Source organism: Polynucleobacter necessarius (assembly GCF_900096765.1).
Classification (GTDB): domain Bacteria; phylum Pseudomonadota; class Gammaproteobacteria; order Burkholderiales; family Burkholderiaceae; genus Polynucleobacter; species Polynucleobacter necessarius_F.
In genome coordinates this window covers 624176-638044 of the sequence record NZ_LT615228.1, presented here as the reverse complement: position 1 = coordinate 638044, position 13869 = coordinate 624176, and the positions used below count along the sequence as shown (strand labels likewise).

Sequence of the window (13869 nt, the reverse complement as noted above, 5' to 3'; positions counted from 1 at the left end):
TGCTTCATCAGAATGACGCTCTAATTCCCACCATCACACTTCTTCCTGGTTGTGGCGCGTAAAGTCTGACTGCCATAGGTGATGTGGCATATCGAATTTCTTCATTAAGAAGATTCTTTAAATTCATATAGGCAGTCCAATTTACTTTGTTAATACGCTCCGTATAGGAAATCGCTGCATTTAAAAGGTTATAGCTTGGTGTAGGGCCAATTTCCCAGTTTGCCAATCGATTTTGCTGATAGCTGTAGATATATGTAGCGCTAGTGAGCCAACCATTACGTTGATACGCTAATTCACTTCCTAGGCGTGGCGCTGGCTGCAAAGGAAGATTTCCCCCAGCATTAAAGCTACCTTGCGACACATCGCCAAAGAGACGAGCGCCAATACCAGATTGATTCCAGTTGTAACTCATTTCAGCTTCAGCACCTCTGATGCTCGCATTTGCTTGCGATGCCTGAACTACTGAAAAATTTTCATTTACCTGACTATAAGAACCAGTGTAGAAACCATAAATATAGTTCGTGAATTGATTGCGATATAGATTGACTTTACCTCGCACCAAGCCAAGTGTTTTTTGGATATTCACCTCTACGTTATGAGAGGTCTCAATTCCCAAGCTTGAATTACCAACATCAAAAGTAGCCGTTGAATCATGTGGGCCGTAAGAATAAAGCTCTTGGGCACTTGGAGCTCGTTGCGAGACGGTATACGTTAAACCCATACCATATCCACGAACGATCTCCATTAACCCCCCGGCAGAGTAAGACATCAGTTGATATTGACGGCTCTGTAATGCTGGAGGCGAATACGAGTTTGGTGTGAAGCCTTGACTTGCCGATGATGGGAATTGTGTAGATGAGTTTGGGTTTTGACCCGTGTAACTATATCTTGCTCCTAAGCTAGTTTTTAACAAGCCATATTTACCTTCTTCAGCAACAAACAGGGTAGTTGAGTTTGATTTGGTTTGAGGAACGATTGCATAGCCATTGGTAACTAGATCGGTTGCACTTAATGTTGCTCCAGTTACCTGGGCACCAAGAATTCCTTTAGAACCTAGCCATTCATGATGAGTCAGCTCCATACGTACTTCTGTAGCTACGTTGTTCCATTGGGTCGAGGCTAGTCCACCGTTATTAAACTCCGTATGTATGTAGTTTGTATTTGCAGCGCCTAATTTGAATGATGAAAACCCAGAGAATGGATCATTGATTTGATGTGCTAGGTCGTATCTATTCTGCGATTGCTGTATGAAACCGCCTTCAGCAGTAGGGATGCCATAGTTGTGATTCATGCGCTCCAAAGAGATTCCCGTGTAACCATCCCTATGCAGATAAGACGCACCTAAACCAAGACTATTTTGATTGCTAAAGGAGAAAGGGAGTTTTCCGATATAGGGCACATTGACGGGATTGCCTGGATTGATCTCCCAGTTTGCATTTGGACCGCCTTGCTCTGCGTAACCTGGAATACGATAGTTGTTTGAATTGCTGACCGTGGTATCTAAATGTAAGGCTAGCGGTCCAGCAGGTGCATCTAATTCAATATTTCCAGTTTTCCCCTGGGTTGCGGTTTCATAACTCGCATTCATTGCACCTGATAATTTGTCTGGCATCGACGTCAGGATGCGATCGTTAATCACATTAACTAATCCGCCACTGGATGCTGACCCATACAGAAGGGCGCTTGCACCGCGCAGAATTTCAATTTGGTGCGTATTTTGCATTGGATTGGCTACTGCATGATCGGCTGATATGCTCGATACATCGCCTACAGATAGACCATTTTGCAGAATTTGCACACGAGCACCCTCTAGACCGCGGATTACCGGTCTAGAGGACCCAGCGCCATATCCAGTAGCTGATACTCCCAGCTCATTAGCCAAGGTTGCTCTCAGGGTATTACTTAATTTATTCTGCAATTCATCGCCTGTCATCGATTTCGATGGTGATAAAAATCCAGCTCCATCATCACGTGCACCGTTAACATTTAAAGTGGGTAACGCAGTTTCAGTTAAATTTTGAGCAAGAACATTTCTGCTGCAATAAAAAACCAACAAGGCAATCAAAATTCTGGTCAAGGAAAAGAAAGAACAATTCATAACGCATCCAAATTCACCAACTGATGGTGATATAATATAAAATGAAGAATTCAACAAGAAGTGTTGAAGAGTTTTATTAAATGGCTGCTGGTGGAGCGTGTGACTGGTAAGTTAAGCGAGTTGGGGCAATAAATCGAGTCTTTAGCCTAGAGCGAACCCTGGATAGCAAAACAAGAAAAATAATCAGTACAGCAACATCCAAGGGGGCAAAGCTGGCAAGAGTAAGAGCGTCAAATAAATGGCAAATATCAGATGCATGGGTAAATGCCGTTGGATTTTCAAGGCTGACAGAAGGCGATGTACTCTGAGTTTGCAATCCCGCGTGTGCAATGCCATGGGAATAGCCAATTGAGTGAGTGCCAAGCACGCAAGTAAATAACTACCGCAAAGCTGGTAATGAATTGTTTCTTTAATTTGCTGTAAAAATGGGCAACCATAGCGCAAATCTTACAGGATTTGCCCTCAATAGCACTGTCGGTGTAGAATATCGATTCCGTCGGAGTGTAGCGCAGCCTGGTAGCGCACCTGCTTTGGGAGCAGGGGGTCCAAGGTTCGAATCCTTGTACTCCGACCATTTTTCTATTTACTTCTAGATAGATTTAGACCCAGCAAATATCTGCCCATAGCTCAGCTGGATAGAGCAACGGCCTTCTAAGCCGTAGGTCGCAGGTTCGACTCCTGCTGGGCAGGCCAAATCGCCAAGCCTAAGCTTTTTCTTCCTCCCCTAATTGGCGCATTTTTTCCAGCTAGGCTCAAAAAAAACTTCAAATTCAGTATTACAGTCCTATAAATTTGCTATAAATGCAGATGTATCTATTGATCACTCATTTCAATAGAAATTAGAAGCCAAAAAAACAGGAGAATCCCATGAAGAGTATTTCTTTGATTAAAGCAAGCATGCTTGCAGCTGGTCTATTGATTGGCGCCATCAATGCTCAAGCGGCTAGCCAAACTCTAGATAAGATTAAATCCACTGGTGCCGTAACCATGGGTGTACGCGAATCTTCTATACCAATGTCCTACACAACGGGCGATAGTCGTTTTGATGGCTACCATGTTGAAATTTGCCGCATGATCCTTGCAGACATCAAGGATAAGCTCGGGGTCAATACATTGCGGATTAACTATCAGCCAGTCACATCGCAAAACCGCGTACCCTTAGTTCAAAATGGAACAGTAGATATCGAGTGCGGCACCACAACCAATAATGTGAACCGCGCCAAAGACGTTGGTTTTGCTAATACCCTCTATGTTGAGGAAGTTCGTATTGCAGTTAAAGCAAATTCTGGCATTAAATCGATTGCCGATCTAAACGGCAAGAAGGTGGCAACCACTACAGGAACCACTTCAGTTCAATTGTTACGTAAGCATGAGAAGGCAAATGGCGTGAACTTTGATGAAGTATTTGGTAAGGATCACGCTGATAGCTTTTTGCTGTTGGAGTCTGGCCGTGCTGATGCTTTTGTAATGGATGGATCAATTTTGGCAGGCAATATTGCTAACTCTAAAAATCCAAAACATTACAAGATTGTTGGCGAAGTGCTCAGCACAGAGCCGATTGCTATCATAGTTCGCAAGGATGATCCAGAATTTAAAGCAGCGGTTAATGCTGCTATTGCAAAAATTGTTGCAAATGGAAAAATGCCTGGACTTTGGAATAAATGGTTTTTATCACCAATTCCACCAAAAAATATTGTTGTTGGTCTAGAGCTTTCACCAGCCACTAAAAATGCTTGGGCCAACTTGAATGACAAACCAGCAGAAGACTACAACAAGAAGTAATTAAACCGCTCCTCGGGGCGATTTAAAGAAAATTTGATTGGATCTATGGATTTAGGCATATTTTGTAAAAGCACCTTAGATGGAGAAGCGGTAGATCACTGCTTCTCCTCTTTGTTGGGTATCGGTAAAAATGCTGACCCGAGCTATTTGGATTGGTTGATGAAAGCCTGGGGCTGGACGCTGGCAGGCTGGTCTTGGCCTTGTAATTGCATTAACACTGGGTGCGGTAATGGGTACTTTACGCACATTACCCCCTGAAGGTACTTTAAATCGATTTTTAATCCGCTTTTCTACTGCTTGGGTTGAGTTATTTCGAAATATCCTTATCTTGGTCCAAGTTTTTCTTTGGTATCACGTCATACCGGCTTTTATATTGCCGCTCAAATCTCTGCCATCTTATTTACTAGTCAGTCTAGCTTTAGGTTTTTTTACGTCAGCACGTATTGCTGAACAGGTTAGGGCAGGCATCCAATCCCTGCCTTCCGGTCAACGTGCAGCTGCAACGGCGTTGGGTTTAACCACTTTTCAAAGCTATCGATACATCTATCGATACATTATTTTGCCAATGGCTTTGCGCATTGTAATTCCACCCTTAACTTCTGAGAGTATGAATTTAATTAAAAACACATCAGTCGCTTTTGCGGTATCTGTGCCAGAACTCACATTATTTGCAATGCAGGCACAAGAAGAAACTTCTCACGGCGTTGAAATTTACTTGGCTGTAACTTTTTTGTATGCCTTATCTGCTTTTGCTGTTAATAGAGTAATGGCGCATATTGAAAAACGCTCTCGGATTCCCGGCTTTATTGTCTCCAATACTGAAGCGGCGGCCCACTAAATGAAGACTGATACGGTGTCAACATGCTGAGCCTTGATCTGAGTTTTTATAATTGGGAACTATTTACGAACTACATCCTTAAGGGGATGATGTTTAGTTTGCAGCTTACCTTTATTGCAACCTTTGGCGGTATTATCTTTGGAACATTTTTGGCCTTGATGCGCCTCTCTGGTAAACCAAGTTTGGTCTACCCTGCGACGATTTATGTTAATACCATGCGCTCAATTCCATTAGTCATGGTTATCCTCTGGTTCTTCTTATTAATACCCATGTTGATTGGTAGACCTATTGGGGCTGACTTATCTGCAACGATCACTTTTATTGCATTTGAAGGTGCTTTTTTTCAGAAATCGTACGGGCGGGTATTCAGTCAGTGCCAAAAGGTCAAGGCTATGCTGCCCAAGCGCTTGGAATGACTTACGGTCAAAATATGCGTTTTATTGTTTTACCGCAAGCTTTCAGAAACATGATTCCAGTATTTATGACACAGACTATTATTTTGTTTCAAGATACATCCTTGGTTTATGCAATTGGCGCGTATGACCTCTTAAAGGGCTTTGAAATTGCAGGCAAGAATTATGGTCGGCCAATCGAAACCTATATTTTGACTGCGTTTACGTATTTCATTATTTGCTTCTCATTATCAAAAGTAGTTAGAAAAGTGCAGTCCAAAGTCGCGATTATTCGCTAGTCATTTTTTTTTTAATGCTCTTTATTGCAAGATCATCATGATTGAACTACAAAATGTTTCAAAGTGGTACGGGGACTTCCAGGTTCTTACTGATTGCACAACCTCTATTCAAAAAGGTGAAGTTGTTGTTATTTGTGGACCATCTGGCTCAGGTAAATCAACCCTCATTAAAACGATTAATGCACTTGAACCATTTCAGGCAGGTGAAATTACGGTTGATGGTATTCAATTACACGACCCAAAAACAAATCTTCCCAAGTTAAGAGCTCGAGTAGAAATGGTATTCCAGCATTTTGAATTATTTCCACATCTCAGTATTACCGAGAATCTGACTTTGGCACAAATCAAGGTACTTGGGAGATCCGCTAATGAAGCAAAGACACATGGCTTGAAATATCTTGAGCGTGTTGGCTTAATTGCGCAAAAAGATAAATTTCCAGGACAACTCTCGGGCGGTCAGCAACAACGTGTTGCTATTGCTCGAGCTTTAAGTATGGATCCAATGGTGATGCTATTTGACGAACCTACATCGGCCCTGGATCCTGAAATGGTTGGCGAAGTTTTGGATGTCATGATCAAGCTTGCCAATGAAGGCATGACAATGTGCTGCGTTACCCATGAAATGGGGTTCGCTCGCAAGGTTAGCAATCGAGTGATCTTTATGGACCAAGGACGCATTATTGAAGATTGCAGCAAAGATGAATTCTTCGGAAATCCAGACGCACGTTCACATCGCGCAAAAGATTTTTTATCTAAAATCTTAGCCAACTGAGTCATCACTACTTAATGAAATCACAGCACATCAAGCCAGCACTATTCGTCACTCTTGCTATGCTATTTGTGTCTGCTTGTACCATGGCGAAATTAGAGGCACGCTTGGAAGCGAACCCTCAATGCAAAGACATCATTAACCCAAAAACCGGCACACTTATGCCTTGCCCCGGGACCGATAAATCTTTTTATCGATCCGCAGGGCTAGAGCCTGCTAAACCATCTCCGACTGCACCGGCTGTAGCAGCGGCTGCAAGTGCGGCGAATACCCCTACAAGCACATCAATTGCAAATCCTGCTGCACAGGCACCAATTACCAGCAATACTCCAGTGGTGCAGCCTGATTGTAAACCACAAATTCATAAAAAAACTGGAGGCATGTTGCCATGCCCTCCAGCAGACTAATTAAATCATTTAAAAGGTATCTCCATGAATAAATTGAGTGTCGTTGCATTTTCCGCTGTAGTTGCTCTGAGCCTATTTGCCTGTAGCAATGCTCCCAAACTCACTTCAGAGCCAATGCCAAGATCTGGTTTTTTGCCGAATTATTCTTTATTAGTTCCGATGGCCACTAGCCAAGCTGATACAAGGATTTGGAGATATCGTGTCAGTAGCGTTGACCCTGCAAAATATACTGCGGTGATTTTAGACCCCATTTATTTAAACCAAAGTGCAACTGCTAACGTTAGTCCAGATGCTATCTCTCAAGCGCAAATCACCTTACAAGACTCTATGGTGTCTGCTGTAAATTCTCGAGGTAATATAAAAATTGTGAATGTGCCCGGCCCAGGCGTTGCCCGCATTTCTGTTGGCATTATAGGTGCTGAGAGTTCATCCGATAGCCTTCACCCCTGGAATTTCACGCCCATTGGATTGGCAGTGAATGCCGCAGCTTATGCCGGCGGTGTTAACTCTAAAACTCCGGCCTTACTGGTCGAGAGCAAAATTACCGATAGCCAATCAAAAGAATTATTAGGCGAAGGCTTAGTTACCATTCAAGGTGAGTCTTTTAGAACGGGGTCAGGATCTATCAGTTCATTTATTGAGATGGCCAAAAAAGTTGTACGTGTGGCTATGGAGACTTCTGCAAATCCGATGCCAACGGGCAGGTAAATACCGCATGAATATCTTTTTTGCTTATTACTGTCAGTTTATTTTTGACAGTAGTTTATTTAACGGCTGCTAATGCAGACAACGGTAGCAAGAAACAAGAAATTGCCCAACGATTTGCAAAGTGTGATATTGATCATGATGGCAAGCTAACAAAAGAGGAGGCGAGTGGATGTATGCCTCGCATCTACGATCATTTCAGCTACTTAGAATTCAGGCACCTTAGCAGAAATTCAAGCTGCTGTAGATCGCTAATCTACATAACTGATGCCAGTAACTTTTCCTAGCTTCGAACAAAAACGGGTCACGGTTCAATCTGAGGATGGCCCCATTGAGATCGCTTGCTACATTGGTGGAGAGGGTCCACCTCTGTTGTTACTGCATGGATTTCCTCAGACTAAAGCAATTTGGCATGAAGTGGCACCAGCCCTAGCGCAGAAATATACCGTGGTAGCAACAGACCTCAGGGGTTATGGGGCATCATCCAAACCCCGAGGCGAGCCAGATCACGTAACCTACTCAAAAAGATCATTGGCAGCAGATCAACATGCCGTAATGAGGGCACTCGGTTTTAATCAATTTTTCCTGCTCGGCCATGATCGTGGTGGACGTGTGTCACATCGCTTAGCCATGGATTATCCACAAAGCGTCTTGAAGCTGATGGTGCTAGATATATCTCCAACGCTTTCGATGTATGAAAACACCACCATGGAATTTGCCAAAGGTTATTGGCATTGGTTTTTCTTAATTCAGCCGGAACCCGTTCCAGAAACGATGATAGGGATCAATCCAGAGTATTGGCTCAAAAATCACATGGGGCGTCATGCTGGAACTAGCATCTTTAGCGCCGATCGATGGTCGGAGTATTTGCAAGGTGTAAGCGATCCACAAGCCCTGCATGCAATGTGTGAAGACTATAGGGCAGCAGCAACGATTGATCTTGTTCACGATCGCGCAGATCGAGCAGAAGGCAGGATATTAAGTATGCCGATGCGGGTGCTTTGGGGTGAGCATGGGCTTGTAAATAAATGCTTTAAGCCTATTGATGATTGGGGTCGCAGTCGAGGTTAGCGGCAAAGCTATGCCTTGCGGCCATTACATCCCAGAAGAACTGTCACAAGAACTGATTAAAGAAGCTCAGCAGTTCTTTGTAATAAGTGTTATGGGGCCAGTTTTGGCTGCTTTTTGCCCAGCGGTGGGCAGTGCATCACAATTCCAGAATCTAAAACCAAAATTTTCTGATTTTTATTGGGATAGTTGATCCGGGATAGAAGATCTCTGATCAAATTGAGATGAGTTAATTTTTTATTGTTAGCATTCACGACAGTCCACGGGGCTTCTTGAGAACTGGTCTTTTTGAGCATGAGATCGCGAGCCGTACTATAGGCCTTCCACTTGGCTTGAGCCTGCTCATCAAATGGGCTGATTTCCCATTGCTTTAACGGATCAGTCTTTCTGCTTTCAAGTCTGCGTGCCTGTTCTTTCTTGTCAATATCCAAATAGTACTTAATGATTTGAATGCCAGAGCCAACCAGAAGACTTTCAAACTCATTTACCGTAGTCATAAACTGTTGATACTGTGCGTTAGTGCAAAAGCCCATGACGCGCTCTACACCGGCTCGGTTATACCAACTGCGGTTAAAGAGAATCACTTCACCTGAAGATGGAAGCTCGGCAACATAACGCTGAAAATACCACTCACCAGACTCCTTTGAGCTTGGGATACCAAGCGCTACAACATGTGCTTCGCGGGGACTTAGGTGTTCGGTGATGGATTTGATAGTGCCGTCCTTGCCTGCGGTATCTCGACCCTCAAAAATAAGTAGCAATCTAGAGCCACTTGAAATTATTTGCCTCTGTGCCTTAACTAATTCAATTTGCAATAGACGAAGCTCTGCATCGTAGTTTGCGTCAGAACCCTCGATCTTTTTCAATTGAGGCATTTATTCGCTTGTCTTTGTTGGCAATGGTTTAGTGCTAACAGTTTTTTTGGCGACAGTTTTCTTGGAAGCAGTTTTTTTAGCGGGGACTTTCTTGGTGGGTACTTTTTTGACTGGGGCTTTTTTTGCAGGGGCTTTTTTGCTAGCTGCTTTGGTGACCTCTTTTTTCTCAAGCTTATCCAAGGCATTTCCCAGCTTATCAATCAATTTTTCGCGATCCAACTCAAGTTTGTCTAATTTCTTCAATAGCTGTTTCACTAATTTCTTTTGGCTCATAGTTTCCTTAAATAGTTATTTGCTGCACACAGTATTTGATCCTACAATGGATAAGCAAGCCTTACAAGTAATTGTGACAACCCTATGCACATCAACAGAGTGAGAAAGTAATTCTCGAAGGGGCTTAAAAAGTAAACGAGGCCGCAATTAAAGGTAAAAACTACAGCTATAAATCAAAAAAAGCCTAAATAAATCAATTATTTAGGCTTATATCGTAATGTAGCGTCTTTATTCTGGATGAAAATTATTGCTAGCCATGAAGCTAATAGTGCGCTCAAACCCTAAAATTCGAATGTATCGCCAGGCGATATCACGGTATTTGCTATCTAAATAGCCAATAGCGACTTCGGGAGTCCTTTTGGACAAGTCGATTTGTTCAATTGCACGGGCCCAACGTTTTTGTCTTGTTGACATATTTGCCACCTCCATGACGATACAACGCAGCCCGGAGGGAGGAAGATGACAACAATTTACAAATAATTGATAAAAAATGATTTTTTCTTAAATTGAGACGACTTTATGGGGGTTGAGGATATTTTTAGGGTCTAAAGCGATCTTAATCGTCCGCATTAGGTCATGAGCAACATTTCCCTTGTGAGCTCTCAAATCAGCTAATTTAAGCTGACCCACCCCATGTTCAGCCGATATTGACCCATTAAAACGGTCAACCTGTGTATAGATCAGCTCGTAAATGGGCTTTTCATGGGCCAAATTGAAGTCTTGGGGGGTTTTTGCCCTCAGGAGGGGCGATGTTGTAATGAAGGTTGCCATCACCTAAATGTCCAAAGTTAATAATTCTTACCCCGGGGTATTGATTTCTTATTAGGGCGTCTGTCTCCCTAATAAATTGATCTAAGGACGACAGTGGGATCGTGATGTCATGTTTGAGATTGGCTCCTTCTTCAGCCTGAGCTAGGGTAATGTGTTCTCGCATATGCCAAAACGCGTTGGCTTGAGACAGATTGCTAGCAATGATCGCGTCAGAGATCAGTACAGACTCAAATGCCTCCTCCAAAATATGCTCCAGAAGGGCTCTGACATGTGACTCGCTCTCATGATCGGACAATTCGATTAATACAGTAAATGGCGGATTGCCTTTTAAGGGGTTTGCCATCTGAGGAAAATGCTTTTCATTGAGCAGTAGGGAATCATTGGTCATCATTTCAAAACCAGTCAGAAGAGAAGTTGCTCGTTTTTGAAAAAGATTTAGCAATGAAATGGTGTCTGTAATGTTGCTAGTAGCAACCAAAGTTGTTCATTGAGAAATCGGCAGAGGGTATAACTTCATTACCGCAGCAGTAATAATTCCTAAGGTTCCTTCAGAGCCAATGAATAAATCTCTTAGGTCATAACCAGTATTATCTTTGCGTAAGCCCTTTAGGCCATGCCAAATATCGCCTTGTGCGGTTACCACCTCAAGACCCAGGCACAAATCTCGCGCATTCCCATAACGCAAAACATTAGTGCCACCAGCATTGATTGCAAGATTGCCGCCTATCATGCAGCTACCTTCAGCTCCCAAACTGATGGGAAATAAAAAATCCTGCTGCGCGGCTCTTTCTTGGGCCGCCTGCAATATACAACCCGCCTCAAGAGTCGTGGTTTGATTAGAACTATCGATTTCGCGGATATTATTCATGCGCTTGAAATTGAGAACAATTTGTTTGCCGCTGTCATCTGGCGTTGCGCCACCGCAAAATCCAGTATTCCCACCCTGTGGAACAATCGAAATGTGGTGATTAGCGCATAGCTTAACAATATTGGCCACTTCTTCTGTAGTTTTGGGCAAAACAACGGCCAAGGCTTTACCAGTAAAACGTTTGCGCCATCCGTTAAGTAAGACGCCTTGTCTTGCTCAGTGCTTAAAACGTATTGCCGACCAATAATCGAGCTGAGTTGATCAATGAACTCATGCGTCATTGCTGGTCCTAGGCCTTCTTCTTTGCTAATAATTTAGCTTCTTTTTTAATTGGCTTTAGATACATCAGGAGACATACAAAACCCAGAGTGGCTAGTATCGTTTCAAGTAATGCCAACCAAAAATTAGCGCCGGTTTCTAAGATTCGCACCAAGCCCTCAGTGATGTATAGCAAAATTAACATGGAAGCCCATTGCATGGTGTAAACCTTCTCCCTCCATAAACCAGGTATGGCAAATAACAAAGGAACGCCTTTGAGAATCAGCCAGGAACCTCCCAGTCTAAGAGGAGAAATAAACCATTCCCAAGCAATACACAATATGAATAGATCTATAAATGCAGCTGTTGCAAGCAACTGGTAGGGGTCTTTTGAGAGAATTTTTTTGTACATAAACAAGCTTAAGATCTCTTCAACTGTAAGGCGATTTGTGCGAGTCGCTTACCTTGAGCGCGAGCCAATCGCTCCTCCTCAGGGCTAATTGGGGCGCTTCCATCTGCAAAAGCGTGATGAGTTACGCCGTAGGGGCTGCCACCAGTTATGGATGACATCAAATCTGGTTCGCTATAGGGTAGGCCCAGAATCATCATCCCATGATGAAGCAAAGGAACCATCATGGTGAGTAAGGTTGATTCTTGACCGCCATGCATGCTTCCCGTGCTTGTGAATACACAAGCAGGCTTACCAACCAAGGCGCCCGCCAACCATTGTGAGGTAGTGCCATCCCAAAAATATTTCATGGGAGCAGCCATATTGCCAAAGCGAGTCGGTGATCCAAGCGCCAAGCCAATACATTCCTCAAGATCACGGTACTCAACGTAGGGTGCGCCATCAGCAGGTACTGCGGGTTGGCTAGCCTCACAAACAGTTGATACGGCAGGGACGGTTCTAAGCCTAGCATTAGCACCCGGAACGCTTTCTACACCCTCAGCGATGAGCCGAGCTAGATCCCTAGTTGACCCATACCTGGAGTAGTACAGAATTAAAATATCGTGTTGGCCCATATTCATCTCTTATGATAAGGCGATGCGCGTATTTCGTAATCCTCAATTATGGCTTGCCCTGGCGAAAGATATCTGGGAGGCAAACCGCGACCAAAATTTAAAGCAAATTGCTGCAAGCTTGTCATTCACCACGACCTTATCGCTGGTGCCCATGTTAACTGTAGCCACAATTTTGATTGGTTATCTACCGAAGGTCATCGAGGTTAAAAATGCTTTCAGAAGCTAGTTATTAGACACCTATATGCCGGGCGGCTTAAATCAGCAGATTTTCATCTATCTAGATCAATTTTCAGCCCAAGCACGCGGACTTACTTTACTGGGCTTACTCGGCTTATTTGTTACCGCAATCATGACCCTGTCTGTAATTGAAGGGGCTTTCAATCAAATATTTAAAGTAAAACAACAGCGGCCATTAGTTAAAAAAATATTGATCTATGCGGCGGCAACAATATTAGGACCGATCTTGCTCGGCATTGGAATTTACCTCAGCGGCGTTCTTTTTAGTAGCTCAAGAGGGTGGATGGAGGCTGTGCCGATTAGCTTTCGATATATGGCGGCAGTGATGCCAATCTTGATGGCCGTTGTTGTCTATTCGGTTGTTTACAAAATTTTGCCTTACTCCCAAATACTCTGGTCAGATGCTTTTATTGGTGGTTTATTTGCAGCCTTAAGTTTTGAGTTGATGAAATTTTGCTTTGCCATCTTTCTAACGCACACTGATTTCTACAAGACAGTGTATGGCGCATTTGCAATTTTCCCTTTGGCATTGCTTTGGATCTACCTTATCTGGTGGATTACCTTGGCTGGAGCAGTTTTGGTAGCCAATCTACCCATCATTAGAAGTGGCGTCATTAGGGTTATTCGTTACTAAATCATCGGCCAAGACCCTTGCTTCAAAACAGCCTTAGGGCTATATTGAAGCCATAAATGCCTGTTTTGGAGACTAAATGAAAGTTCGTGACATATTGCGTGTGAAGGGAAGCACCTTGTTTACAGTTGCTCCTGAGACAGCACTTCAAACCGCAGTACTGGTCATGAGTGAGCACGATATCGGCTCCTTGGTCGTTATGGATTACGAAAAATTAGTCGGGATACTGACATTCCGAGAGGTAATCTCCGCCTTGGCAAAGCATCACGGCAAACTAGATGGCCTTCAAGTGCGCTCGGTCATGAATCAAAAACCCTTGACATGCAATATGGAAACCGAAATCGATGAGGTGCGCCGCATGATGTTGGTTGACCATGCTCGCTATTTACCGGTTATTGATCAAAAAATGTTGATGGGGGTTATTTCTTTTTACGACGTTGCAAAATCGGTAGTTGAAGCCCAAGATTTTGAAAATACGATGCTTAAGGCCTACATTCGCGATTGGCCTGAAGACGCTGAAAAGGCTGCCAACTAAGCGTTTCTAGCCAGATAATCCTGACAAATGACATAATGTC

Annotated in this window: 14 protein-coding genes, 2 tRNA genes and 4 pseudogenes; 12 read left to right on the top strand and 8 right to left on the bottom strand. The window is 43.4% G+C overall.

What is annotated here, in order from left to right:
- Positions 1 to 7: 7 nt before the first annotated feature.
- Together DXE33_RS03350 and DXE33_RS03345 are read right to left on the bottom strand one after the other, a co-directional pair.
- Positions 8 to 2098 (bottom strand): TonB-dependent receptor, encoded by a 2091-nt coding sequence (locus DXE33_RS03350; RefSeq protein WP_114638614.1) that lies wholly within the window; start codon positions 2096 to 2098, stop codon positions 8 to 10.
- 76 nt (positions 2099 to 2174) lie between these two features.
- A complete protein-coding gene (locus tag DXE33_RS03345) occupies positions 2175 to 2465 on the bottom strand; it encodes a hypothetical protein (RefSeq protein WP_114638613.1) in 291 nt (96 codons plus the stop codon).
- Positions 2466 to 2595: 130 nt separating this feature from the next.
- On the opposite strand from DXE33_RS03345, the gene DXE33_RS03340 reads away from it, so the two are divergent.
- The 9 genes and pseudogenes from DXE33_RS03340 to DXE33_RS03295 form a co-directional block, all read left to right on the top strand.
- Positions 2596 to 2672 (top strand) — tRNA-Pro (locus DXE33_RS03340).
- Positions 2673 to 2714: 42 nt separating this feature from the next.
- Positions 2715 to 2791, top strand: a tRNA-Arg gene (locus tag DXE33_RS03335).
- A gap of 174 nt (positions 2792 to 2965) precedes the next feature.
- A complete protein-coding gene (locus DXE33_RS03330) occupies positions 2966 to 3880 on the top strand; it encodes an amino acid ABC transporter substrate-binding protein (protein ID WP_114638612.1) in 915 nt (304 codons plus the stop codon).
- A gap of 45 nt (positions 3881 to 3925) precedes the next feature.
- A pseudogene (locus tag DXE33_RS03325) lies at positions 3926 to 4718 on the top strand (amino acid ABC transporter permease).
- Between the two features lie 23 nt (positions 4719 to 4741).
- Positions 4742 to 5409, top strand: a pseudogene (locus DXE33_RS03320) (amino acid ABC transporter permease).
- 37 nt (positions 5410 to 5446) lie between these two features.
- Positions 5447 to 6181, top strand: a complete 735-nt coding sequence (locus DXE33_RS03315) for an amino acid ABC transporter ATP-binding protein (protein WP_114638611.1) — start codon at positions 5447 to 5449, stop codon at positions 6179 to 6181.
- A 14-nt stretch (positions 6182 to 6195) separates the two neighbouring features.
- Positions 6196 to 6585, top strand: a complete 390-nt coding sequence (locus DXE33_RS03310) for a hypothetical protein (RefSeq protein ID WP_114638610.1) — start codon at positions 6196 to 6198, stop codon at positions 6583 to 6585.
- Between the two features lie 24 nt (positions 6586 to 6609).
- Positions 6610 to 7293, top strand: coding sequence for a DUF3313 domain-containing protein (locus DXE33_RS03305; protein ID WP_114638609.1), 684 nt, complete (start codon positions 6610 to 6612; stop codon positions 7291 to 7293).
- A gap of 264 nt (positions 7294 to 7557) precedes the next feature.
- Positions 7558 to 8440, top strand: a pseudogene (locus tag DXE33_RS03295) (alpha/beta hydrolase); the annotation flags it as partial.
- 10 nt (positions 8441 to 8450) lie between these two features.
- On the opposite strand, the gene ppk2 reads toward DXE33_RS03295, so the two are convergent.
- The 6 genes and pseudogenes from ppk2 to wrbA form a co-directional block, all read right to left on the bottom strand.
- The gene (ppk2, locus tag DXE33_RS03290; protein WP_114638608.1) at positions 8451 to 9233 is read right to left on the bottom strand and encodes a polyphosphate kinase 2; all 783 of its coding nucleotides are present in this window, start codon (positions 9231 to 9233) and stop codon (positions 8451 to 8453) included.
- Positions 9234 to 9506, bottom strand: coding sequence for a serine/threonine protein kinase (locus DXE33_RS10355; RefSeq protein WP_114638607.1), 273 nt, complete (start codon positions 9504 to 9506; stop codon positions 9234 to 9236).
- Between the two features lie 228 nt (positions 9507 to 9734).
- On the bottom strand, positions 9735 to 9920 hold the full coding sequence (locus DXE33_RS03280) for a hypothetical protein (RefSeq protein ID WP_114638606.1): 186 nt from the start codon (positions 9918 to 9920) through the stop codon (positions 9735 to 9737).
- 87 nt (positions 9921 to 10007) lie between these two features.
- A pseudogene (locus DXE33_RS03275) lies at positions 10008 to 11426 on the bottom strand (FAD-binding oxidoreductase).
- A gap of 8 nt (positions 11427 to 11434) precedes the next feature.
- The gene (locus DXE33_RS03270) at positions 11435 to 11815 is read right to left on the bottom strand and encodes a DUF2069 domain-containing protein (RefSeq protein WP_114638605.1); all 381 of its coding nucleotides are present in this window, start codon (positions 11813 to 11815) and stop codon (positions 11435 to 11437) included.
- Positions 11816 to 11823: 8 nt separating this feature from the next.
- Positions 11824 to 12426 carry an NAD(P)H:quinone oxidoreductase gene (gene wrbA / locus DXE33_RS03265; RefSeq protein ID WP_114638604.1) on the bottom strand — a complete coding sequence of 201 codons (603 nt, stop codon included), beginning with the start codon at positions 12424 to 12426 and terminating at the stop codon, positions 11824 to 11826.
- A gap of 22 nt (positions 12427 to 12448) precedes the next feature.
- Between wrbA and DXE33_RS09750 the strand changes: the two genes are divergently transcribed.
- The 3 genes from DXE33_RS09750 to DXE33_RS03255 all read left to right on the top strand — a co-directional run bounded on the left by DXE33_RS09750 (position 12449) and on the right by DXE33_RS03255 (position 13829).
- Positions 12449 to 12652 (top strand): hypothetical protein, encoded by a 204-nt coding sequence (locus tag DXE33_RS09750; protein WP_197711978.1) that lies wholly within the window; start codon positions 12449 to 12451, stop codon positions 12650 to 12652.
- Positions 12653 to 12667: 15 nt separating this feature from the next.
- Complete coding sequence (locus DXE33_RS03260) at positions 12668 to 13297, top strand: YhjD/YihY/BrkB family envelope integrity protein (RefSeq protein WP_197711977.1); 630 nt, start codon at positions 12668 to 12670, stop codon at positions 13295 to 13297.
- Between the two features lie 76 nt (positions 13298 to 13373).
- Positions 13374 to 13829, top strand: coding sequence for a CBS domain-containing protein (locus DXE33_RS03255; RefSeq protein ID WP_114638603.1), 456 nt, complete (start codon positions 13374 to 13376; stop codon positions 13827 to 13829).
- The last annotated feature ends 40 nt before the right edge of the window (positions 13830 to 13869 follow it).